This is a genomic window from Niallia sp. FSL W8-0954, assembly GCF_038005605.1.
GTDB lineage: Bacteria > Bacillota > Bacilli > Bacillales > Cytobacillaceae > Niallia > Niallia circulans_A.
On the sequence record NZ_JBBOTN010000001.1, the window covers coordinates 4769881 to 4790435 of the forward strand.

The 20555-nt window shown below is 37.4% G+C and carries 21 protein-coding genes and 1 riboswitch; of the genes, 2 read left to right on the forward strand and 19 right to left on the reverse strand.

Annotation, left to right across the window (positions count from 1 at the left end; genetic code table 11):
* Nucleotides 1-57 precede the first annotated feature (57 nt).
* Genes chbG through NX902_RS23310 form a run of 5 tightly spaced genes read right to left on the reverse strand, consistent with a single transcriptional unit; the run spans nucleotide 58 to nucleotide 4170 of the window.
* Nucleotides 58-753 (reverse strand): chitin disaccharide deacetylase, encoded by a 696-nt coding sequence (gene chbG / locus NX902_RS23290; protein WP_095329490.1) that lies wholly within the window; start codon nucleotides 751-753, stop codon nucleotides 58-60.
* Nucleotides 754-801: 48 nt separating this feature from the next.
* On the reverse strand, nucleotides 802-2139 hold the full coding sequence (locus NX902_RS23295) for a 6-phospho-beta-glucosidase (RefSeq protein ID WP_163185128.1): 1338 nt from the start codon (nucleotides 2137-2139) through the stop codon (nucleotides 802-804).
* Entirely contained in the window at nucleotides 2136-2480 is a 345-nt protein-coding gene (locus NX902_RS23300) for a PTS lactose/cellobiose transporter subunit IIA (protein WP_047940829.1), read from the reverse strand. The genes NX902_RS23295 and NX902_RS23300 overlap by 4 nt, the downstream gene beginning before the upstream one ends.
* An 18-nt stretch (nucleotides 2481-2498) precedes the next feature.
* Nucleotides 2499-3857 (reverse strand): PTS sugar transporter subunit IIC, encoded by a 1359-nt coding sequence (locus NX902_RS23305; RefSeq protein WP_172859480.1) that lies wholly within the window; start codon nucleotides 3855-3857, stop codon nucleotides 2499-2501.
* A 4-nt stretch (nucleotides 3858-3861) separates the two neighbouring features.
* Nucleotides 3862-4170, reverse strand: a complete 309-nt coding sequence (locus tag NX902_RS23310; RefSeq protein ID WP_047940831.1) for a PTS sugar transporter subunit IIB — start codon at nucleotides 4168-4170, stop codon at nucleotides 3862-3864.
* A gap of 253 nt (nucleotides 4171-4423) precedes the next feature.
* Between NX902_RS23310 and NX902_RS23315 the strand changes: the two genes are divergently transcribed.
* The gene (locus NX902_RS23315; protein ID WP_163185174.1) at nucleotides 4424-5140 is read left to right on the forward strand and encodes a UTRA domain-containing protein; all 717 of its coding nucleotides are present in this window, start codon (nucleotides 4424-4426) and stop codon (nucleotides 5138-5140) included.
* Nucleotides 5141-5442: 302 nt separating this feature from the next.
* On the opposite strand, the gene thiW is transcribed toward NX902_RS23315, so the two are convergent.
* The 4 genes from thiW to NX902_RS23335 all read right to left on the reverse strand — a co-directional run bounded on the left by thiW (nucleotide 5443) and on the right by NX902_RS23335 (nucleotide 9057).
* Nucleotides 5443-5940, reverse strand: a complete 498-nt coding sequence (gene thiW / locus NX902_RS23320) for an energy coupling factor transporter S component ThiW (RefSeq protein ID WP_047940833.1) — start codon at nucleotides 5938-5940, stop codon at nucleotides 5443-5445.
* A gap of 162 nt (nucleotides 5941-6102) precedes the next feature.
* Nucleotides 6103-6212: riboswitch (TPP riboswitch) on the reverse strand.
* A 54-nt stretch (nucleotides 6213-6266) separates the two neighbouring features.
* Nucleotides 6267-7262, reverse strand: a complete 996-nt coding sequence (locus NX902_RS23325) for an ABC transporter substrate-binding protein (protein ID WP_235973207.1) — start codon at nucleotides 7260-7262, stop codon at nucleotides 6267-6269.
* A gap of 190 nt (nucleotides 7263-7452) precedes the next feature.
* A complete protein-coding gene (locus NX902_RS23330; RefSeq protein ID WP_095329486.1) occupies nucleotides 7453-8271 on the reverse strand; it encodes an ABC transporter permease in 819 nt (272 codons plus the stop codon).
* Between the two features lie 18 nt (nucleotides 8272-8289).
* Complete coding sequence (locus NX902_RS23335; RefSeq protein WP_095329485.1) at nucleotides 8290-9057, reverse strand: ABC transporter ATP-binding protein; 768 nt, start codon at nucleotides 9055-9057, stop codon at nucleotides 8290-8292.
* 371 nt (nucleotides 9058-9428) lie between these two features.
* Between NX902_RS23335 and NX902_RS23340 the strand changes: the two genes are divergently transcribed.
* A complete protein-coding gene (locus NX902_RS23340) occupies nucleotides 9429-10400 on the forward strand; it encodes a bile acid:sodium symporter family protein (protein WP_123260261.1) in 972 nt (323 codons plus the stop codon).
* Nucleotides 10401-10651: 251 nt separating this feature from the next.
* Here NX902_RS23340 and NX902_RS23345 read toward each other — a convergent pair whose 3' ends face one another.
* The 10 genes from NX902_RS23345 to NX902_RS23390 all read right to left on the reverse strand — a co-directional run bounded on the left by NX902_RS23345 (nucleotide 10652) and on the right by NX902_RS23390 (nucleotide 20543).
* Nucleotides 10652-10987, reverse strand: coding sequence for a PTS lactose/cellobiose transporter subunit IIA (locus NX902_RS23345; protein ID WP_249879551.1), 336 nt, complete (start codon nucleotides 10985-10987; stop codon nucleotides 10652-10654).
* A 17-nt stretch (nucleotides 10988-11004) separates the two neighbouring features.
* Nucleotides 11005-11325 (reverse strand): PTS sugar transporter subunit IIB, encoded by a 321-nt coding sequence (locus tag NX902_RS23350; RefSeq protein WP_123258521.1) that lies wholly within the window; start codon nucleotides 11323-11325, stop codon nucleotides 11005-11007.
* A gap of 15 nt (nucleotides 11326-11340) precedes the next feature.
* Complete coding sequence (locus NX902_RS23355; RefSeq protein ID WP_095329481.1) at nucleotides 11341-12777, reverse strand: glycoside hydrolase family 1 protein; 1437 nt, start codon at nucleotides 12775-12777, stop codon at nucleotides 11341-11343.
* A gap of 167 nt (nucleotides 12778-12944) precedes the next feature.
* Complete coding sequence (locus NX902_RS23360; protein ID WP_172859482.1) at nucleotides 12945-14252, reverse strand: PTS sugar transporter subunit IIC; 1308 nt, start codon at nucleotides 14250-14252, stop codon at nucleotides 12945-12947.
* Between the two features lie 170 nt (nucleotides 14253-14422).
* Complete coding sequence (locus tag NX902_RS23365) at nucleotides 14423-16336, reverse strand: BglG family transcription antiterminator (protein ID WP_123258522.1); 1914 nt, start codon at nucleotides 16334-16336, stop codon at nucleotides 14423-14425.
* A gap of 99 nt (nucleotides 16337-16435) precedes the next feature.
* Entirely contained in the window at nucleotides 16436-17044 is a 609-nt protein-coding gene (locus NX902_RS23370) for a DNA-3-methyladenine glycosylase (RefSeq protein WP_204259824.1), read from the reverse strand.
* A 97-nt stretch (nucleotides 17045-17141) separates the two neighbouring features.
* Entirely contained in the window at nucleotides 17142-18500 is a 1359-nt protein-coding gene (locus NX902_RS23375) for an FAD-dependent oxidoreductase (protein ID WP_095329477.1), read from the reverse strand.
* Nucleotides 18501-18848: 348 nt separating this feature from the next.
* On the reverse strand, nucleotides 18849-19154 hold the full coding sequence (locus NX902_RS23380; protein ID WP_095329520.1) for a DUF6092 family protein: 306 nt from the start codon (nucleotides 19152-19154) through the stop codon (nucleotides 18849-18851).
* Entirely contained in the window at nucleotides 19135-19668 is a 534-nt protein-coding gene (locus NX902_RS23385) for a nitroreductase family protein (RefSeq protein WP_163185122.1), read from the reverse strand. Before NX902_RS23385 ends, NX902_RS23380 begins: the two co-directional genes overlap by 20 nt.
* A gap of 14 nt (nucleotides 19669-19682) precedes the next feature.
* A complete protein-coding gene (locus NX902_RS23390) occupies nucleotides 19683-20543 on the reverse strand; it encodes an NADPH-dependent oxidoreductase (RefSeq protein WP_123258524.1) in 861 nt (286 codons plus the stop codon).
* Nucleotides 20544-20555 lie beyond the last annotated feature (12 nt).

A 20555-nucleotide genomic window follows, 5' to 3' on the forward strand; every position in this document is an offset into this window, starting at 1 on the left:
ACAAAAAACCTTTCAAAAGAATTTACTCCTTTGAAAGGTCTGTCACGCAGGATTAAATCAGCCGTTTTTTAGGCTTGCTTCCATTAATATCCTTGTTTCTTTTATCCTTTGCATATTATAGGATGATTCCTGCATTAATGTCTCATCTATATAAGCAGGATGGGTCATTACTTCAATGCTTGTTCCAGGTTTCACACGCTCTCCTAATTTTTCAAAATAATTCTCTGTAATTCCCTCACCATAGAAATCATCAAGAAAAACATCTGTTAATGTTGGAATATCCGTAAAATGAGTGCCTCCATTTCTTACAGGTAATTTATATTTTTCCGAAAGCTTTTTAATTACCGGATAAAATTCTTTTATTCCATGCATATGATGATGACTATCTAAATGGGAAGGGGCAAGGCCGGCATTTAAGCACTTTTCAATTTGTGCGGTCCATTCTCTTTCTAAATCATCTAAGCTTATAGATTCTGGATCGCCATATACAAAAGGCTGCTTTTTAAAATTACCAGACTCATCTACAAGTGTTGGAACATCATGTAAAAGTGGCCTTCCCCATGTTAATACAAGATGGACACCAACTTTTAAAGAAGGTGTCTCCTTTGCTAAAGTGATGGCATGCTTTGTTGCTGTTGCATTCATCATCATGGTTGCGGAAGTAACAATTCCCTTAAGATGGGAATCAACAATTCCATAATTAACTCCTCGGCTAAAACCAAAATCATCTGCATTAATGATTATTTTTGTCATGGATTCGTCTCCTTTTAAAGCTAGTCACATTCAGCATAAATCCGCTTTTTACATACGAATACTTTCCTTTTCCGTGAAAAACTGTGGTAAATATTCCTTATGTGCTTCAAGCATCTCATCTAGGATCAGTTTAGCAATTCGATCGCTTGGGACAAGGGGATTAATGGTCATAGCAAGCAATGCCTTATCATAGTCACCGGAAATAGCTGCTTCTATCGCTACCCTTTCAAAGGACTTGATTTGGGTTACTAATCCTTGAACTGCTACTGGAAGTTCTCCCACTGTTATTGGCTTGGGACCATCCTTTGTAATTATACAGCTTACTTCTACCGCTGATTCATATGGAATTCCTGTAATGGCACCATGATTAGCAGTATTCACCGCTTGAATATCACATTTATCTGTATAAATGGAGCAAATTAAACGTACAGCAGCGTCACTATAGTAAGCTCCTCCGCGCTTTTCTAACTGAGGAGGCTTAATCGCTAATTCTGGATCTTTATATAATTCAAACAAACCCTCTTCTAACTTCTGTACAACCTCTGCTCGCGTTTCCCCCTTTTCTGCTTCCTTTAATTCCTGAGCGAGCACATCTCCTGTTTTATAATAATAGTTGTGATAAGGGCAAGGAAATAAATTCAATCCTCTTAAAAACGAAGGTTCCCAGCCCATCGCGTGAATATTTTGCATCGTAATAGCCTTTTTCGGATCTGTGATTAACTTAATGACCTGTTCCTTTACACTTTTACCATCTATATAAACGTCTAGCCCGTAAACCATATGATTTAACCCTGCAAAATCAATTCTCACTCTGGCAGGATCAACTGCTAGTAAATCAGCAACCCCCCGTTCCATCCCGATTGGCACATTACACAAGCCAGCAACTTTTGTGATACGACTGTGGCGAAGAACTGCTTCTGTTACCATTCCAGCTGGATTTGTAAAATTTATGAGCCAGGCATTCGGACAAAGCTCCTCCATTTCTTTCGCTATTTCCAAAATAACCGGAATAGTTCGAAAAGCTTTAAATACCCCCCCAGGTCCATTTGTTTCCTGTCCGATGACTCCATACTTCAAAGGGATTTTTTCATCAAGTGCTCTTGCAGCGAGCTGACCGACTCGTAATTGTGTTGTAACAAAATCCGCTCCCTCCAGAGCCTTTTTTCGATCCAGCGTAAGGAAAATATCAATAGAAACTCCCGCTTTCTTTACCATTCTACGCGCAAGCTCCCCAACAATTTCTAACTTTTCCTTTCCTTCCTCAATATCTACCAGCCAAATTTCTTTAACTGGTAACTCGTTATGATATTTAATAAAGCCTTCTATTAGTTCCGGTGTATAGCTTGAGCCACCTCCAATAGTTACAATTTTTAAACCGCGACTCATTCTACCGACCCCTTTCTCGTTGTCTGTTGCATACACTCCTGCCGTAAATCAATTATTTCAACCGCAAGATCCTTCAATGTCATTGCATTCATTAAGTGATCCTGTGCATGAATAAGAATAATCGGAATCATAAATTGATCTCCGCCGGCTTCAAGATGGAGTAATTTGGTCTGGATTTTATGAGCCTCCGATAGTTCTGCTTCCGACTCTGTTATCTTCTTTTTGGCTTCAGCAAAATCCTTTTTTTTCGCGTCTTGAATTGCTTCCATCGCAAAGCTTCTCGCATTTCCACTATGTAATATCAGCTGAAAGGAGAGTTGGTATAATTCTTCCTTATTCATGTTTGCACCCTTCTTCCTTTAGAGACTAACTGAATCCGAATCTTTCGTAAGCTCTGTTTTATTTTTGGAATCAATTTTTACTTGTGCATAAACAAATGGTAAATAAACAACTGTTGATATCACTAAATTTAATGCTGCCAAACCAGCTCCCCAAAAGCTTCCCCCCGTCGCTAAGTACCCGCCAATTATCGGTGGTGTAACCCATGGAATCTTAGCCGTTACCGGTGGAACGATGCCATACTGCACAGCAAGATAAGAAATGACAGTTGTAATAACTGGCCCAATTACAAATGGAATAAACCAAATAGGGTTTAAGACGATTGGCAAACCAAAAAGGATTGGTTCATTAATTTGGAATACCCCAGGCGCCCCACCAAGACCAATTATTTGTTTATACCGTTTTCTCCCTGCAATTATCATCGCAATAATTAATCCTAAAGTAGCACCTGATCCGCCCAAGTAAACAAATGCATCTAGGAAGGATCCAGCTAATATATGATATTCTCCTAATGCTTGAATTCCTGATTGCGCTAAATCAATGTTTTCTGCTCCTGTTTTTTCAAATAATGGTGTCGTAATCCCACCTAATATGTTTGGACCATGAAGTCCAACCATCCAGAATAAATGCACTAATAAAACAATTAATACTGCAAATGGAAGAGAATCAACTGCATTTGTTAATGGAGAGACAATAACCGTATTTAACCAATCATTTAGAACTTTTCCATCTGTTATCATTCTGAAGATAACGCCAAACACGCCAACTAGAAAAATAGTTCCCATACCTGGTACTAATTTTGCAAAGGATTTAGAAACAGCTGGCGGTACTCCATCTGGCATTTTGATGATTAAAGCCTTGATTTTCGATAAACGCAAGAAAATTTCTGTGGCGATTATCGCTACGATAATAGCAGTAAAAAGGGCAGTGGCATTGAAGTAATTGACAGATACTAGCCCCCAGACTCCACCTGCAACTGTTTCAGTAGCAGCTTCATCTATTGGTAACGTGACACTTGCTGTTTGGGGCAAAAGTAAAAAGAAACATGCAGCAGAAATAAGCATTGCTTCAAACCCTTCATCCCCATAGGATCTAGCTAATTTATAGGAAATCCCAAAGACTGCAAATACAGAAAGAAAAGCAAATGTTCCAAACCATATGTCCCCACCCAAAGTCGACCAGTTAGCTCCGAATATTGCTTCCATCATTTTTCCATAAGGGGGAATAATTTGACCTAGATTATTAAAAAGTACAGCAAATGAACCTACAATGGTAATAGCAATCATTCCAATTAACGTATCCCTGATAGCAAGCAAATGTCTTTGATTACCAAGCTTTAATGCAAAAGGCATAATATATTTTTCAATAAATCCCATCATCTCTTTATTCCCCCTTTATTAAAGCTGTGGCATGTTCTAACACTTTTTCACCATTACATAATCCATAGTCCTGTGGATTAATTGTTGCAACTGGAATTCCTCTTTGGTCGCCGGCCTTTTTTACTTGTGGTAATAGAAATCGTACTTGAGGACCTAACAAAATAACATCAGCTTTCTCTATCTCGTTGTTCACTTCTGAGGCTGCTATTGCCCAAATCTTGCAGTCTATCCCTTGGTTTCTGGCACTTTGCTCCATCTTTGAAACTAATAAACTTGTAGACATTCCGGCTGAACAACATAGTAAAATATTCACTATTCCATCCCCTTTTAATTGATAGATTATTCCGATATTTCATTCTAAAAAATGTTTCCTTTCGTACGTCTTTTTATCAGCCACCCTTCTTCGGAAAGTAGTAATATCTTATATTCATATTGTAATAACAAATATGACATATTTCAATAACAAATTTATTTGTTACTACAAATTTGTTATTTATTTGCTTATTAGGAATAGAAAAGATATTCTATATTTAGGGACAATATGGAGGGAAACGATTGTGGAAGAAATGAACAAAGATGCTGCGCTACACTCGATTGTAAAAGAGTCCATTATCGACATGATTAAAAGCGGCGAATATCAACCAAATACTAAATTACCAACCGAAGCTGAATTTTGTAACACATTCGGTGTCAGCAGAACAACGATTCGCACAGCCCTTCAACAACTAACAGTTGAGGGCTATGTTTATCGAGTACAAGGAAAAGGTACCTTTGTAGCCGAAAATAAAATCAAACAATCTTTAACTAGTACAGTAGAGCAATTCTCTGAACAAATTACTTTGCAAGGGAAAGCCCCTTCTATCAAGGTGCTTCAGCTGAAGGTTATTGAAGCGACCGATTTTCTAGCTAAGCAATTCAACCAAAATATAGGGGATCCCGTTAACTGCTTAGAACGCATGCGTTATGTAAATGATGCTCCACTACAATATGAAATCTCTTATCTGCCTTGGCACAAGGCACCAGGATTAGATAGCGCTGCTTGCGAAAAATCTTTATACAAGATGTTGGAAACGAAGTATAATATTAAAATCCGCAAAACAATAGAGCACTTAGAAATAGTTTTAGCAGATGACACTATTTCTAAGAAATTGGAAATTCCTGCAGGATCCCCTTGCTTTCTACTTGAAACCTTTGCTTATGCAGAAGATGAAACTGCCATTGAATACTCCAAAACTATTTTCCGAGGAGACAGAGCACACTTTGTTATTGAGCGGAATTATTGAAGAAGGCAATCAAAAGGATATTTGTAATAACAAATATCCTTTTTTGTTCCAACTGTTTTTCCTCTATTCTCTTCATTCTAACTTCTCTTTCCTAGCCTTCTCCCTCGCCTAGTTTTCCACAATAAATCCACAGAACATCTTTTCTCCTACTAAATATCACCTGATTCCTACTTGGTTTTCCACAAATACAATAAAAATCACCTGCGTTATCCACATACCATCCACAAAATTAGTATATTTATCCACAAAAAGACCGGTTATCCCATAAGCATGTTCTAACCGGTCCTTCATCTATTATGCTGCTAATTTTGAGTTAACATTTGAATTGATTTTATTTTTACTAAACGACTTACTAAGATGACACCAATGATGGATCCTGCAAAACTGCTAACAGCAAAGGATGGCAAATAAAAGAGAGCACCCGTTTTTGTCCCTAAGAAAAACGATGCATATGGTACTGCCACTAAGGAGGCGATGACGCCTGTTCCAATAAATTCACCTAAAGCTGCAAAGATTGGCTTAGCTGTTTTATGAAATAGATAGCCTGCCAAAAGTGCGCCAATCATACTTCCTGGAAATGCTAATAAGGATCCCGTTCCTAATAGGTTTCTTAACAAGGAAGTAGCAAAAGCGATGATAACTGCTGGAACCGGTCCAAGTATTGCTCCCGCTATTACATTTAAAGCATGCTGAACAGGATATGCCTTGGCAATACCTGCCGGAAACCATACTAAGGTTGAGCCATATGTCCCAATTGCCGTAAACATGGCCATAATCACCAATAATTTAATTCTTTTCATCGTAATTATTTCCTCCACTCAAAATAGTTTTAAGCATGGAGACTAAGCAAACCTTCTATTGACTCGTAGACCCATAAGGCTTACAGGGCAATTACACGACAGCTTTTTACAAACTAAAAAAGCCAGATCTAAATAGACCTGACTGCTAAAGTCAAAAGAAATAGAGTGAATCCGCTACTTCCCTACGCTGGTATGATCCAGATCAGGTCGTTAGGGTTAAAAAACGAATTTGTTTTTCTCTCAGCCACCAACTGGCACCCCTAGTAGTCCATATATGCTTATACCTTCATTTTAACTTATTTCATTTAGGACGCAAAGAATTATTCTCATTGTTTCTTGGACAATTTATCCACAAACTGCATATCGATTAATTCTTCGTATTTATAGCCTTCCGTATAGACACCCGTTTTCTCGACAACATCCATTGGTTTTGCAACAGCTTCCTCTGAGATGTAACCATCCTTGCTCCATAATTCATCAGCATAAGCACGATCCAAGGATGCTTGTAAAATCTCATCCGATGTAGTTGGAAATTCTGCTTTTAACACTTTCATGGCTAGGTCTGGGTCTTCATCCACTTTCTTAAGTCCTTTTAAAACTGCTTTTACAAAGCTCTCCACAACTTTCGGTTCTTTCTCAATCGTAGATTTTTTTACACTGACAACAGAATAAGGGTAGTCTCCCAAACTAGCAAAACTGTAGAATGGCTCTTTCCATGCTCCCTTTTTCATTCCTTCTGTGATTTGCGGTTCTCCACCATTAGCAATATCCGCATTTCCGGATTCTACAAGAGAAACTACGGCACTGGCATCAGCTGGTTCTTCTAACTTTACATCTTTTTCCGGATCTAATCCTAGCTCCATTAACAGCCATCTAGTTAAAAGATTCGGACTACCACCATAACGCCCAGCTGCAATAACTTTCCCTTTTAAGTAATTTGCCAGCTCTTCATCGTTTGTACTATCAATCGTTTCATCTGAGTTTCCCATCAAATAAACATTAGCACGGTTAACGACGTTTACTACTGACTGAATCGGATCAGAACTTCCTAAATTGGCCATTTGCACAGAATCTGGTCCGCCCATAACGCCCCAGGCATCACCGCTAACAACAGACGTAACATGTGCTCCTCCGGTTGCCGTAATCACTTCTACTTCCAATCCCTCTTCTTTAAAATAACCTTCTTCTATGGCAACATACAGTGGAAGATAGCCGATCAAATGAACTGGCTCTGAAATAACAATCTTCCGCAACCCATCCTTCGTTCCCTTTTCTTCTTTTGATGAACATCCTGCAAGGATTAAGACAAAACTAAAACACATAAGTAGAAAAAGCCTCCACTTTTTCAAGGTAAAGCCCCCTTTTTCATATATGAATAGAATGGGAAATTTAGTAGTAGATAAGAAAATGAAGATGAACCAGAAGTATATTGCGGATAATGGAAATACATATTCTATTTCATATATATGGAACATTTTTTCTCTTTATGTTCTTTTCAAGGGGGAAAATATTCTATTCCACATTTCTTCCTCGCAAAAGAAGCCTTTCTATCCATACTGTAGCAAAATACATTACAATCGAAAGAATAGACAGCACAGCTACGCCCACCCAAACAAGATTGATATTCATAATTTGTCCTGCATATAGAATCATTCTGCCAATCCCTTGTCTAGAGCTAATAAATTCGCCAACGATCGTACCTGCCAAAGCTAAAGCAATGTTTATTTTTAGACTACTCACAATCCATGGCATTGTAGTCGGTACCACCACCTTTGTGAAGACATGCCATCTCTTTGCGCCAAGGGAATACATCAATTTTTCCAAATCTTTATCAACTGCCTTTACGCCGCTATATGCTGCAAGAGCTGTTGTAATGATGGTCATCATAAAAGCAAGAACTACCTTGGAGCTAAAGCCTATTCCTAATAAAATAACAAGGACAGGAGCAAGAGCCAGTTTCGGCACTGCATTAAAGGCAATTAAATATGGTTCAGATATACGAGAATAATAATACGACCACCAGAAGGAAAGACCTAATAAAGCGCCAAAAAAGGTACCTAATCCAAAGCCAAAGATAGTGGCTCCTGATGTGTATAATAGATCACTCCATAAAGTTCCTTCCGTCCAAGCTACATAACCAGTTTTCCAAATAGTAAACGGACTGCTCCAATAATACGAATCAATTATTTTCCACTTAGAAAGCAGCTCCCACGCAAGAAGAAAAATAAGTCCAAAGCTCCATTGTCCAATGCGGGTGAATTTCTTTCTTCTTTTGGCAATGGCCTCATCATCCTCTATATAAAGAACTTTCGTTTTATCCTGTGATTCCATATCTCCATTCCTCCCTCCCTATTCTTTTTCTTCTGTTGATTTTAGTGCTTGTAGTACATATTCTTTTAACTGAATAAATTTAGAGTCTAGCAGTGTTTGTTCATTTCTTGGTCTTGGTAATTGGATCGATACCTTCTCCTTAATGGTGCCTGGTCTCGGCGTCAAAATATATATCTCATCTGATAAAAAAATAGCTTCATCTATATCATGGGTGATAAACAAAATAGTTTTCTTAAAATCTCCCCATATTTGTAAAAGCCATTCCTGCATAAATAAGCGTGTTTGTGCATCTAAAGCACCAAAAGGTTCATCCAGTAAAATAACATCTTGATCATAAAGCAATGTTCGCAACAAAGCTGCACGCTGCCTCATTCCTCCAGAAAGTTCTTCCGGAAAATGTTTTTCAAAGCCTTCCAATCCATATCTCTCTAGTAAAGGCAGTGCTCTTTGGATCGCCTCCTTTTTAGGAACACCCTTTACCTCCAATCCTAAAATCACATTATGAAGAATATTTCTCCACGGAAGGAGCAAGTCTTTTTGAAGCATATAGCCAACATGCCCACTCTTTCCAACAATGTCCCTTCCGTCTAACAAGACATGGCCTGTTGATGGTTTTATTAATCCTGCAATTATATTGAATAGCGTTGATTTTCCACATCCACTTGGACCGATAATACTGACAAATTTCCCTTCTGGAATCTGCAAATTTGTATCCTTTAATGCGAAAAACTCCTTGCCATTTTTTCGAAAAACCTTACTACTGTCCTTAACCTCTAATTTATACAATTACAGCCCTCCGTTCTAAAATATTCATATTTTTAAGGTGTTTTTTATAGACCAATTCTCGTGCCTGTTATACTCAACTGAATTATCGTTCACTTCACATGGTCTCGTGTAGAGAAAAAAAATGATCAACAGCCTTTAAAACTCCCTATTGTCAATGAATATGCCATGCTTCTAAATTTACTCTTGCTATACTATATGTAAAATTAGGCGAATGGGTAATTATTATAGAAAAAAGTTCATTCGAATAAATGAAGGCTTTACAGGAGACTATTCCGAAATCAATATTCTGAAAATTTTCGCAACTACAACTTATCCACAGCATTTCTATGTTAAAATGAACTTATATTTTTACAAGAACTGGAGTCCTGTACATGTTAGAAAAAATCAATGCTTTTCTTGGGAAGTGGATGCCCCTTTTAACCCCGATTAGTGTCCTAATTGGGGTATTGCTATCAGATATCCTTCATCATGTCTCTTTCTTAGTTCCATGGATTTTTGCAGTGATGACTTTTATAGGGAGCTTGACATCTAACTTAAAATCAGTGAAATATACAATCACCCATCCGTTTTCTTTGCTTTTAACACTGGCTATTCTACATATTCTTACTCCTTTGTGGGCATTTTGGATTGGTCACTTATTTTTCCAAAATGACCCTTACACGATTACAGGGCTAACATTAGCTGTTGTTATTCCAACTGGAATCACGAGTGTTATCTGGGTTAGCCTCTATAAAGGAAACATTGCACTTACTCTTGCGATTATCTTGCTCGACACCTTACTGTCTCCGTTCCTTGTTCCATTAAGTATGAACCTTTTTGTAGGAGAAACGGTACAGCTTGAGGTTTGGGGGATGATGAAGGGGTTGCTTGGAATGATTGTTCTGCCATCTATTTTCGGTATGGTGATCAATCAGTTTTCAGTGGAAAAGGCGAAAAAGTGGAATCACACACTATCCGCTTTTTCTAAAATTGGGTTAGCACTAGTTGTTAGTATTAATAGTTCTGTAGTAGCCCCTTACTTACGAAATATTGATAAAAAGTTTCTCCAAGTAGCGCTTACTGTTTTTGTAATAGCATTATCCGGATACTTTTTTGCGTGGATATTAGGAGTAGTTACCAAACGAAGCAAAGAAGAAACAATAGCAATGATCTATTCTGGCGGGATGAGAAATATTAGTGCTGGAGCAGTTCTCGCTGTGAGCTTTTTCCCTCCAGCAGTAGCAGTTCCCGTTGTGATTGGCATGCTATTCCAACAAATTCTAGCAGCTTTATATGGGTACTTCATTAAATTAGTCTATGAAAAGCCTGTAATAGGGAAAATAAAGGAAGGGAAAATTTCTTAATTCATTTGAAAATTAAGAGGTTTTAAGTATTCTAATCGAGGATAATCCCAAACGACTGATAGAAAATGCTACTAATATTTTCCTTATCAATCGTTTGGTTTTTTATTAGTTTGTGAGTATTACCCGCAGACTAAAATCCATTTCACTTTCTAAGCTGCTGACTTTCGGTCTCCTCAACTTAGCCTTTGAGGTCTTGACTTCTTCTGCTCGCTAATCCTATAAAAATCTATGTGTCTGCTTCGTGTTAATTTTTATGATTTTTTCTCTATAATCATGGCACACATTTCTATCATCTCACTTGCCATAATCTTTAATGTTTCGGTTGTGAGCATTTGATCTTCTGCATGCATGAGAATAAGGGAGAATGGCAGTTGTTCTCCAGCAGCTTCTCTTTGGATAAGAGAAGCATGGACTTTATGAATTTCATTGTAAAATTGAACACCTTCTTCTATTTTTTGCTTCGCTTCGTCCATTTTTCCATTTCTTGCAATCTGAATAGCTTCTACATAACAACTTCTTGCTTCTCCAGCGAATGAAATAATCTGAAAAGCTGCTGTCTGCATTTCCTCTAAAGTATTCAATTTCACCACCCCTATTCTCTTCGTCAATTTTTAGCTAATGATAATGCATGATCTAGTATTTTCTCTCCATTAGCTGTACCGTATAATCTTGTATCAATGACATCCACTGGAATTCCAAATGGTTTCGCAGCACTTTCTGCCGCCTGTTTCATAAATCGTACTTGTGGCCCTAGAAGAATGGCCATTACCCCTTCGCTTGAAGTTGCTAATTCATCAGCAATTGCTCCTTCTGGAATGGCATAAACATCAATTTCTTCGCCTCTTGCCTTAATAGCTGCCTTCATTTTTGATACTACAATGGAAGTAGACATACCTGCTGCACAAGCTAATATTATTCTTTTCATTCTTCATTCCTCCTATTATTTAATAAAATCATCATTTTTTACGGTGATTTCTCGAGATTTAATGATTTCCTTATACCAATAAGCTGACTTTTTCATTTTTCGGTTTCGATTTTCTTCTAAATTAATTTCAACTAGTCCATATCTATTTTTAAAAGCATTCATCGGCGAAACATTGTCCGTAAATGCCCAGAGCATATATCCTTTACAGTTTGCACCTTGTTCGACTGCCTTTAATAACCATTTAAGATGTTCGCTAATAAACTCAATGCGATAATCATCTTGGATTACTTCACTTTCGTCTTTATACTTAAACTCATTTTCCACACCCATTCCATTCTCGGCTACAAACCACTCAATATTGCCATAATCCTCTTTCAAGCGAGTTGCCATATCAAACATAATCTGCGGATAGATTTCCCAGCCTCGGAATGGATTCATTTTCTTACCTGGCATATCGAACATTTCATAATAATAAGCCGGATGAAAAGGGGTATTTTCGTTCCATGCCGTTGTCCTTGCCTTTACACGATGAGGATAATATAAGTTAATCCCCACATAATCAACGGTATTATTTCTTATTACCGTTAAATCCTCTTCTGTATGTTCAAATAAAATATCGTGTTTGTGTAAAAGATCCATTAATTCTGCTGGATATTCTCCTTTAATCGAGGGATCTAGAAATACTCGATTAAAAAACAAATCATAAATGCGGGCAGCATCTTGGTCATGCGGAGCCGAAGATCTCGCATATGTTACCTCTGGGTTTAAAACAACCCCGATTTTAGCTCCTGTTCCATGCAGCTGCTTTTCTTTAAACAAGGCAACAACCTTAGCAGTAGCAAGTGCTTTATGATAATTCCACTGCATCCACTTTTGGGTATTTTGCTCAAATGGATAACGTATTGCATCTAAATATACACGGGTCTGCACAACAATTGGTTCATTAAAAGTAAACCAGTGCTTCACTTTACGACCGTAACGCTCGAATACTTTTTCTGCATATTTGACGAATAAGTCCACAACATGTCTATCGTTCCAACCGCCATATTTTTCAAAAAGAGCAGCCGGTAATTCATAATGCTCTAAGCAAATCATTGGCTCTACACCTTTATCTATCAGCTCATTAATAACATTATCGACATATCGAGCATACTCCTCGTCTACCACTGCGTTTTCATAATCCACCAAGAAACGGGACCAATTGATCGATGTCCGGTAATGCGTTAACCCAATTTCCTGCATTATGCTGATATCTTCTTTATATCGATGGTAAAAGTCTGTAGCGATTCCTGGTCCATAGCCATTGTGCCAAACATTTTTATTATTTTTATACCAGATATCCATATAGGAATCTTGTGAATCCTTCTTTCCAGCCCATCCTTCCGTTTGCCACGCAGATGATGCTGCTCCTAAAATAAAATGATCTGGAATAGTAACTTTCATTTGTTCCATTATTTTTTCCTCCTTACCCTTCACAAGTAGCTGTTAACTGCATTGCCTAATGATCCATCATAGACCACCTCACAAGTATTGGTCGGATAGGAGAAAAGAGGAATCATCCCCTCTTTCCTATACGATCCGATTGTCAGATTTATCTCCCCCTCCCTTTCCCTATTAAATTACTCTTCTTCCGGAACAGCAGGAGCCTTATTGGCAATCAATACAAATGGCAAGTAAATTAGAACAGATACGACAATACAAATGATCTGGGTAATAACCGCTCCAATACTTCCGGCCGTAGATAGGTATGCATTAATAATAGGCGGAGTCGTCCATGGAACCATAACAACAGCCTTAGCAGCAAAGCCAGTTACTGTAGCAATATAACCGATTGTCCCTGTAATCAGCGGGGTAATAATAAAGGGAATCGCCATAACCGGATTTAACATGACTGGTAATCCAAAGATAACTGGCTCGTTTATATTGAACACACCTGGTCCTGCGGAAAGTTTTGCAATACTTCTCATTTCTTCTCGTTTAGATACCATAAAGATCGCTATTAATAAACCAATGGTTACTCCTGAACCACCAATATTCATATACACGTCCCAAAACGGCATTGTGATAATATTAGGAATTTCCTTTCCCTCTTGGAATGCCGTCATATTAACAGTAATAGATGCCAGCAGCAGTGGTTCTCTTATCGGTTTTACCATTTGATTTCCATGAATACCAATCACCCAGAAAAATTGGGCGACAAACATAAGAATCAAAATCCCTGGCAGTCCTTGCATGACACTTTCTAAAGGTCTTTGTACAATGTTATATACTGCTTCATATAAATAAATCCCTGTAACTTTGAAAAAAAGAAATCCAAAAGTAGCAACAATCGTTACAGTTAAAATAGAAGGAATTAGTGCTGAAAACGAAGTCGCAACATTTGACGGAACACTATCAGGCATCTTAATTTGCAGCTTATCTACTTTCGATAACTTGCAATAAATTTCAACCGATACAATGGCGATAATCATTCCGAGGAATAAACTTTTTGGGTCAGAAAACTGCCTGGCTAAAACATCAACCACTAATTGACTCTTCTCATTAACAAGCAGTTCTAGCGTTGTTGGAACGACAGAAACATAGGACATTAATGCTAATATTCCAGGGAATAACGACTGATGGCCATTGATCCGTCCGAGCTCTATCCCAATAAGAAAAACGGCCCCAATTGTAAGGAAGTTCAAGGTAGCATATTGGATCGCTTTCATAATTGGCTGGTAATCAGCCAAAAAGGCAAATGCTTTAAAATGGGCTAAACCACTCTCTGTTCCCATCACCATATTCGCGATTAAAACGGCAAATGCTCCTGTTATAATGACAGGCATTAACGTCACAAAAGCTTTTTTTATGGCCATAATATATTTCTGATTTGTTATTTTGTAAGCAACATTTCCAAGGGTCTCGGTAGCTTTGTCTTTAAAACTCATTGATTAACCTCCATTCCTAATTTAAATGGAAATGATATGATTCATTTCTTGTTTTCCATTCTATTGGATAAGCGCTTACATTTACATGCACTTATTTTCCACGTTAAACTGGAAATGGCTGACTCAAAAAAAGGAACTCTAATCCGGAGTTCCTTCCCTTCTATAAATTCCTATTGGCCAATAGCTAAAATACATTCTTTGAATTCGTCAAAGGACTTTACCTTTAATAGCTGATTCACCATATAGGCATTTCCTGATATTTTGACTAGCAGCTGATATAGCTTTTGAATATCTTTCTTGTACTTTTTTTGGACACTTAATAAGAAAATAAGCTGCACTTTATTTTCGCCCCATTGAATTGGTTTTTTTAACGTGCAAATAGATAAAAAAGTACTGTCAGTGATTGGTTTTAGAGGATGAGGAATGGCTATGGAGTTTCCATAGCTTGTTGGAGCAATCTCTTCTCGTTCCATGATTAACTCAAAGAAATGATCTGGCGCAATCCCCTTCTGTATAATTTCTCTTGCTAAAAACGCCAATACTTCCTCCTTCGTTTGATACTCTTGTTGAAAAAATCCAAGGTCAGGATAAAAATATTGTAAGGTAGTTTCAACTCTATCCACAACCATATGCTCTAATTTACTAATGTCTTCCTCTCTTAAAATAGTATGTACATCAATAACAGGTATGGTTAATTCCCTGTTAATAGGAATGGTACTAACAATGAAGTCTAATGTACTTAGATCATAATTATCAATGGTAAACATATTAGCAGTTCCTACAATTTCAAGTTTATTGCCAAAGGTGGACTGAAGCTTATGATACAGTAATTGAGCACTTGCCACCCCAGTAGCACAGACAATCAAGCATCTTTTTACACTGCCTTTTGCTTTCTTTCGCTCGAGCGCTGCGCCAATATGTAATGCCAAATAGCCTATTTCATCTTCATTAATGTCCATCCTCTTATGTTTGCTTAAGTATTTCCCCATAATAACAGCAGCGTCAAAGGACATTTGATAATTTTTCTTGATTTCAGCAAGAAGAGGATTCTTTATAGTTAAATCATATTTATATCTATTGATAGCCGGCTTTAAGTGCAGACATAACCCGTAGATTAATTCTTCATCATAGGCTATTTCTAGATCCAATTCTTGCTCCACTTCTTGGAGCATCGCTTTTGTTAATGCTAGAATATCTTCCTCAATCATTTCTAACATATTCTCTCTGCTATCAGACTGGTAAACTACCATTTTCGCACCTAATAAATGGATGGTTATATAGGCTATTTCAGATTCAGGAAAAGTAACATATAACGTTTTTTCTAGAAAAAAGACAATCTGTTTGGCAATCGCAAATTCTCTCTTTTCTTTAAGAGGCTCCATTTCCTTTAAAGGCATGGAAACATAATTATCATTTTGTATGCGAATACAGGCAATCGCAATATGTGTTGCTAAATTATTTACGCCAATATCTGATAAAAAAATAGACGCCTTTTCGGCTTGTTCGATAATAATTTTTCTTATTTCTTCTAGTTTTTTATTTGGAAGTATCCAATCTGTTTCATCTTGGTCAAACACATATGCCGCAAGACAATAACGCAGCTTAGCTTCTTGTCCCATGATTTTTAAACCATAGTTTGGCTTCTTATCTAAATTTAAATTAAAGTCTTTTAATAATCTTCTTACTTCTTTCAGATCATTTTTAATAGAGGATTCACTTACAAAAAGCTCCTCAGCAAACTGTTCAATTTTCAAGTATTCTTCCGCCAATAATAGACGTTTTAGAATATAGTCGACTCTTTCCTCAGGTTCCGTTGGAAGGGGTGTACTTACGTTATTTTCATTCATTATTTTTGTTAAAAATGGTTTAAAATAATGATAATTTCCTATAACTAATTCATACCCCTTCCCTCTTGTCAGTACTATTTCTGCTCCATTATCTTTTAATGTATCGATCAATGCCTTCATATCACTTCTAATTGTTCGCGTGGTTACATCCAGGGCATTTGCTAAGTAATCACTGGAAAGCGGAGACTTTGACTGCATAAGCTGATGCAGTATCTTTTGTTGTCTTATTGGTAACAATTTCACTCACTCCTTTTAACCAATTCCCTTCTATGTTAGTTATATCCATCATATCTTATCAGCCTTTTATTAGAAAGCGGTTTCCAAACAAATTATCCGTTATCCATAATGCCAATAATCTGCAGCAGACAGCACCTCGCCTTTTTTCATTCCTGATACGTATGGGTGCCCTTTTACATAATATCGTAATGGTTTTAGCGTCCATTCCTCCTTATTTGGAATCCCAATTCTCGGAGACTCGATTATTTGGGATGGTACTTTCCCATCTACAATCCATAAAGATTCTTCATTTATAAAGACACCATTTAAAGCCTTGGTGATTTCCATTGCTTTTGTTAGCTTCCCAGGTCCATTGCATACATTTATACCATTTGTTTTTCGGTTCTTTTCCATCTCTTCTATTCCTTCAAAAGGTTCAATCGCCCGGATAAGAACAGCCTGAGGATTTCCCTCTTCTTTTGTAACAATGTTTAACATATGGTGGGTATGCATCGTGTAAATATAGATGGTTCCACCTGACTTATACATCGATTCCAATCGAGGCGTGCGTCTGCCTGCATAGCTATGACAAGCCATATCTTCTATCCCAACATAGGCTTCCGTCTCTACAATATAACCACTATACGTATATGCCGGCGTTTTATGAATAAGCTTTTTTCCTAAAAGTAACTGTGCTATTTCTTCTGTTGACTGGTTTATATAATCAATCATTTGTCTCTCTCCTATTATATTTCTTCTAGTATACGTTTCTTTCCCCCAAAAAAGAAAGGATCACCCCTTTATAAAAAGAGATGATCCTTTTCACCTAGTGCTTAACAAGTTCTTTTTGTTTTGCTATAGCTGCCAATCCAGCTTGATTTAATGTATTCCACGGTTTGTTAAAATGCGGTTGGAAGAAGAAATCGATAAATCCTAATTCGTCAATCGTCATTTTAGTTTGAATACATACAGATAATGTATTCATCATTTGCGTAACATCTGCTTTTGAAATTAATTGTGCCCCCAAAATTTCTCTTGTCTCTTGATGGAAAAGTACTTTTAAACGAATTTCATGAAATGTCGGCATAAATTCTGGGCGATCATTATCGATTACTTCTGCCACTTCATAAGGGATATTATTAAATTTAGCCGTAACTTCTGTTAATCCGGTAGATGCCATATTTAAGCCAAAAATATGCAAGCCAGAAGTCCCTTGTGTTCCCATGTATTTCAATGGTCGTCCAGCAATATTATAGCCGACAAGTGTTCCCATTCGAACAGCATTTGTTGCAAGAGGGATATACATTTTTTCTCCAGTTGGATTATAATTAACAGCACAGCTGTCACCTGCTGCATAAATATCTGGATTACTTGACTGCATATATTCATTAATTTTAATAGCACCATTAGGAAGGAGGTCTACTTTACCTTTTAACAGATTTGTGTTTGGTCTAAAGCCCACACATAAGATAACTAAATCTGTTTCATATTCTCCTTTTGTGGTATAAACCTTTGTTACTTTTCCTCGTTCATCACCTGCAAATTTTGTTACAGTTTGTTGTAAAGCTAAGTGAATGTTACGCTCCGCAAATTCTGCCTCAACCACATCTGTAAACTCTTTATCTAAATATTTATTTAGAATTCTGTCCTCACTATCAATTAACGTGACATTTTTTCCATTAAGCGCGAATGCCTCTACTAACTCAACACCAATATATCCCGCTCCAATTACGGTAACATTTCTTACATTCTTAGAACGCTCAATAATTTCATTTGCTTGATTATAGTTTTTAGAAAGCAATATATTATCCAGATTAATTCCTTCAATTGGTGGGATTATTGGCCAAGAGCCTGTAGTCATTACTAACTTATCATATGGATCAATCTTTTCTTTGCCTGTTTGTAAGTCCTTCACATGTACTTGCTTGTTTTCTGTATCAATTTCTAGGACTTCATGCTCCATATGCATCGTTGCGCCAAGCGCTTTTAACTCTTCTGGTGAAGAATAAAATAACTGACTCGCATCTTTGGCAACACCGCCAACATATAAAGCAATTCCACAAGATAAAAAGGAAACATTATTATTTTTTTCATAAACAGTTATATCTATATTTTTATTTACATTTGCTAACGTTTTGACCGCTGCTGTCCCAGCATGTGTACATCCAATTACAACTACTTTCATGTATAAAAACTCCTTTTGTAATAGATTGAATGTGAAACCTTTCACTTAATTAGTGAAAAAAATCACATATATTGTGATAGAATTCACATTCCGTTCACATCTTTATTATACATCGAATATTTCTTAATGCAAGTATTTTGTGATTAAATTCACAAAAGAAAACGCGGAAATTTATTCCAGATTTAAATAGAAAGCAAAACCTCTTATTCAGTCTACCGATAATGCAACAATCTTTCTTTTTTAATGAATTAAAACCCAACCTATAATATTTTCGCTATCATTAGTTGGGTTTGTCTTCGGTTGAAAAACCTCTATTATTTGCCAACTCAAAAACACTTTTTAATGCTTCTACGCCTTATTTTGCACGGTAAGCTCAACTAGCTGATCAATCGATTGGTCTAATGCTTCCTCATATCCCAACGGATCTGATAAAGCACGCCAGCCCTCCTTTCGTATAAAGGATAACGCTTCTTCCATTTCCTTATCCTCTATTCCAAGTTCTGTTAATAAGACTAAGGTACGTTCCAATGCACCAACCATTCTTAGTGGTCCGTAATGAGCAGGCTCTCGATATAGTCCTTTTGCACTTGTAAGAATATAGCCGCTATAATCTCTAACAAGTTCTACTAGCTTCTCATTTTTGCGTGTTTCCATATCTGTCAAAAGAAATTACCTCCTCTTTTTCCCTGTTTTTTTTCTTTCTTGGAGATTCTTTTGAATAGCCTAAACTGATGAGAAGCTCTGGCTCCATCTCATGTGGAAGCTCCAACAATTTCTTAATGGCTTCTTTATGAAAGGATCTAACTGGGCAATTTCCGACACCTAATGAATGGGTAGATAAAAGAATATAGGCAGCGGCTATTCCTAAATTTACAAAACGCAATACTTCTTCCGAATCTTTTCCGCCTTTATGGAGGGCTTCTGCAGGGTTGGAGCACAACACAATAACAGCCTCGGGATCTCCTGATAGACCAGGGGAAAATCTTTTTATACTTTTTATCTGTTCTTCGTTCTGGACTATGAGGAAGTGAGATTCTTGAGCATTGCTCCCTGACGGACTATGTAAAATACTTTGTGCAATTGAATCAACTATTTCTTGAGGTAATCCGCCACGTTCTGCAAATGCGCGTGAACTTCTTCTTGTTTTTATTGCCTCCAGTACATCCAATATCCATTCCTCCTTTAAAAAGAAAAGCCTCTACTTTCTAATACTTTTTTCAAATTTTCTCTTAAACTTGCTGAGGCAGCGATCGTTTCTGGTCTCGTGCATCTTCTAGCAGTATGTTCTCTCCATCCATAGTCCTTTCCCTGCTTTTCTGGTTCTCCAGCTAAGGAGACTCTACGGCCATCGTAGGTTTTACGAGAAATCATCGTATGATCGTATTGTTCTAGCAGCTCGTCAAGATTTTCTATTGTATATTTTTCCTGATGAACCATTACTTTTTCTGGCAATCTCGGCTTTACGCCTCGCCTTGTTCCTTCTTTTTCAAAGCCGATCGATAATCCCGAAACAGCAAATACGCCTGCTGGGAGGCCGAGTTCCTCTGCAACCGCATCAGGATGGTTACGAATGGAACCAACAGGTACACAACCTAACCCTAATGATTCCGAAGCCACTACTGCATTTTGCAGGGCGAGGGTGGCGTCCATTGAGGAAAGAAGAAACATTTCTAGCGTATTGGCTAAAAAAGAATATCCTTGTGATTCTGTCACATATTTCAAACGGTAAATATCTGCACAGAAAACTAGAAACACAGGTGCCTCATGGATAAATGACTGTTCGCCAGAAAGGGTAGCTAACCGTGATCTCCTTTCTTCATCCTTTATTACAATAATGCTATACGCCTGCAAGTTTGAAGAAGTTGGTGCACTTCTAGCTGCAGTTATAATCGTTTGAAGAATATTGGCCGGAATATCTTTCGATTGAAAAGCCCTTACTGATTCATGAGCAGTAAGTACCTCGATCGTTTCATTAAGTAAATGCTCCTCTTTTGATAAGCCTTCTAACTCAATTCTCGTTTCCCTTTTTGTATATTCCCTCACTCATGTCACCAC

Bases quoted from the DNA above. Each gene is read 5' to 3' on its own strand.
- chbG (WP_095329490.1), bottom strand. From the start codon at position 753: ATGACAAAAATAATCATTAATGCAGATGATTTTGGTTTTAGCCGAGGA.
- NX902_RS23295 (WP_163185128.1), bottom strand. From the start codon at position 2,139: ATGAGTCGCGGTTTAAAAATTGTAACTATTGGAGGTGGCTCAAGCTAT.
- NX902_RS23300 (WP_047940829.1), bottom strand. From the start codon at position 2,480: ATGAATAAGGAAGAATTATACCAACTCTCCTTTCAGCTGATATTACAT.
- NX902_RS23305 (WP_172859480.1), bottom strand. From the start codon at position 3,857: ATGATGGGATTTATTGAAAAATATATTATGCCTTTTGCATTAAAGCTT.
- NX902_RS23315 (WP_163185174.1), top strand. From the start codon at position 4,424: ATGAACAAAGATGCTGCGCTACACTCGATTGTAAAAGAGTCCATTATC.
- thiW (WP_047940833.1), bottom strand. From the start codon at position 5,940: ATGAAAAGAATTAAATTATTGGTGATTATGGCCATGTTTACGGCAATT.
- NX902_RS23325 (WP_235973207.1), bottom strand. From the start codon at position 7,262: ATGTGTTTTAGTTTTGTCTTAATCCTTGCAGGATGTTCATCAAAAGAA.
- NX902_RS23330 (WP_095329486.1), bottom strand. From the start codon at position 8,271: ATGGAATCACAGGATAAAACGAAAGTTCTTTATATAGAGGATGATGAG.
- NX902_RS23340 (WP_123260261.1), top strand. From the start codon at position 9,429: ATGTTAGAAAAAATCAATGCTTTTCTTGGGAAGTGGATGCCCCTTTTA.
- NX902_RS23350 (WP_123258521.1), bottom strand. From the start codon at position 11,325: ATGAAAAGAATAATATTAGCTTGTGCAGCAGGTATGTCTACTTCCATT.
- NX902_RS23355 (WP_095329481.1), bottom strand. From the start codon at position 12,777: ATGGAACAAATGAAAGTTACTATTCCAGATCATTTTATTTTAGGAGCA.
- NX902_RS23360 (WP_172859482.1), bottom strand. From the start codon at position 14,252: ATGAGTTTTAAAGACAAAGCTACCGAGACCCTTGGAAATGTTGCTTAC.
- NX902_RS23375 (WP_095329477.1), bottom strand. From the start codon at position 18,500: ATGAAAGTAGTTGTAATTGGATGTACACATGCTGGGACAGCAGCGGTC.
- NX902_RS23380 (WP_095329520.1), bottom strand. From the start codon at position 19,154: ATGGAAACACGCAAAAATGAGAAGCTAGTAGAACTTGTTAGAGATTAT.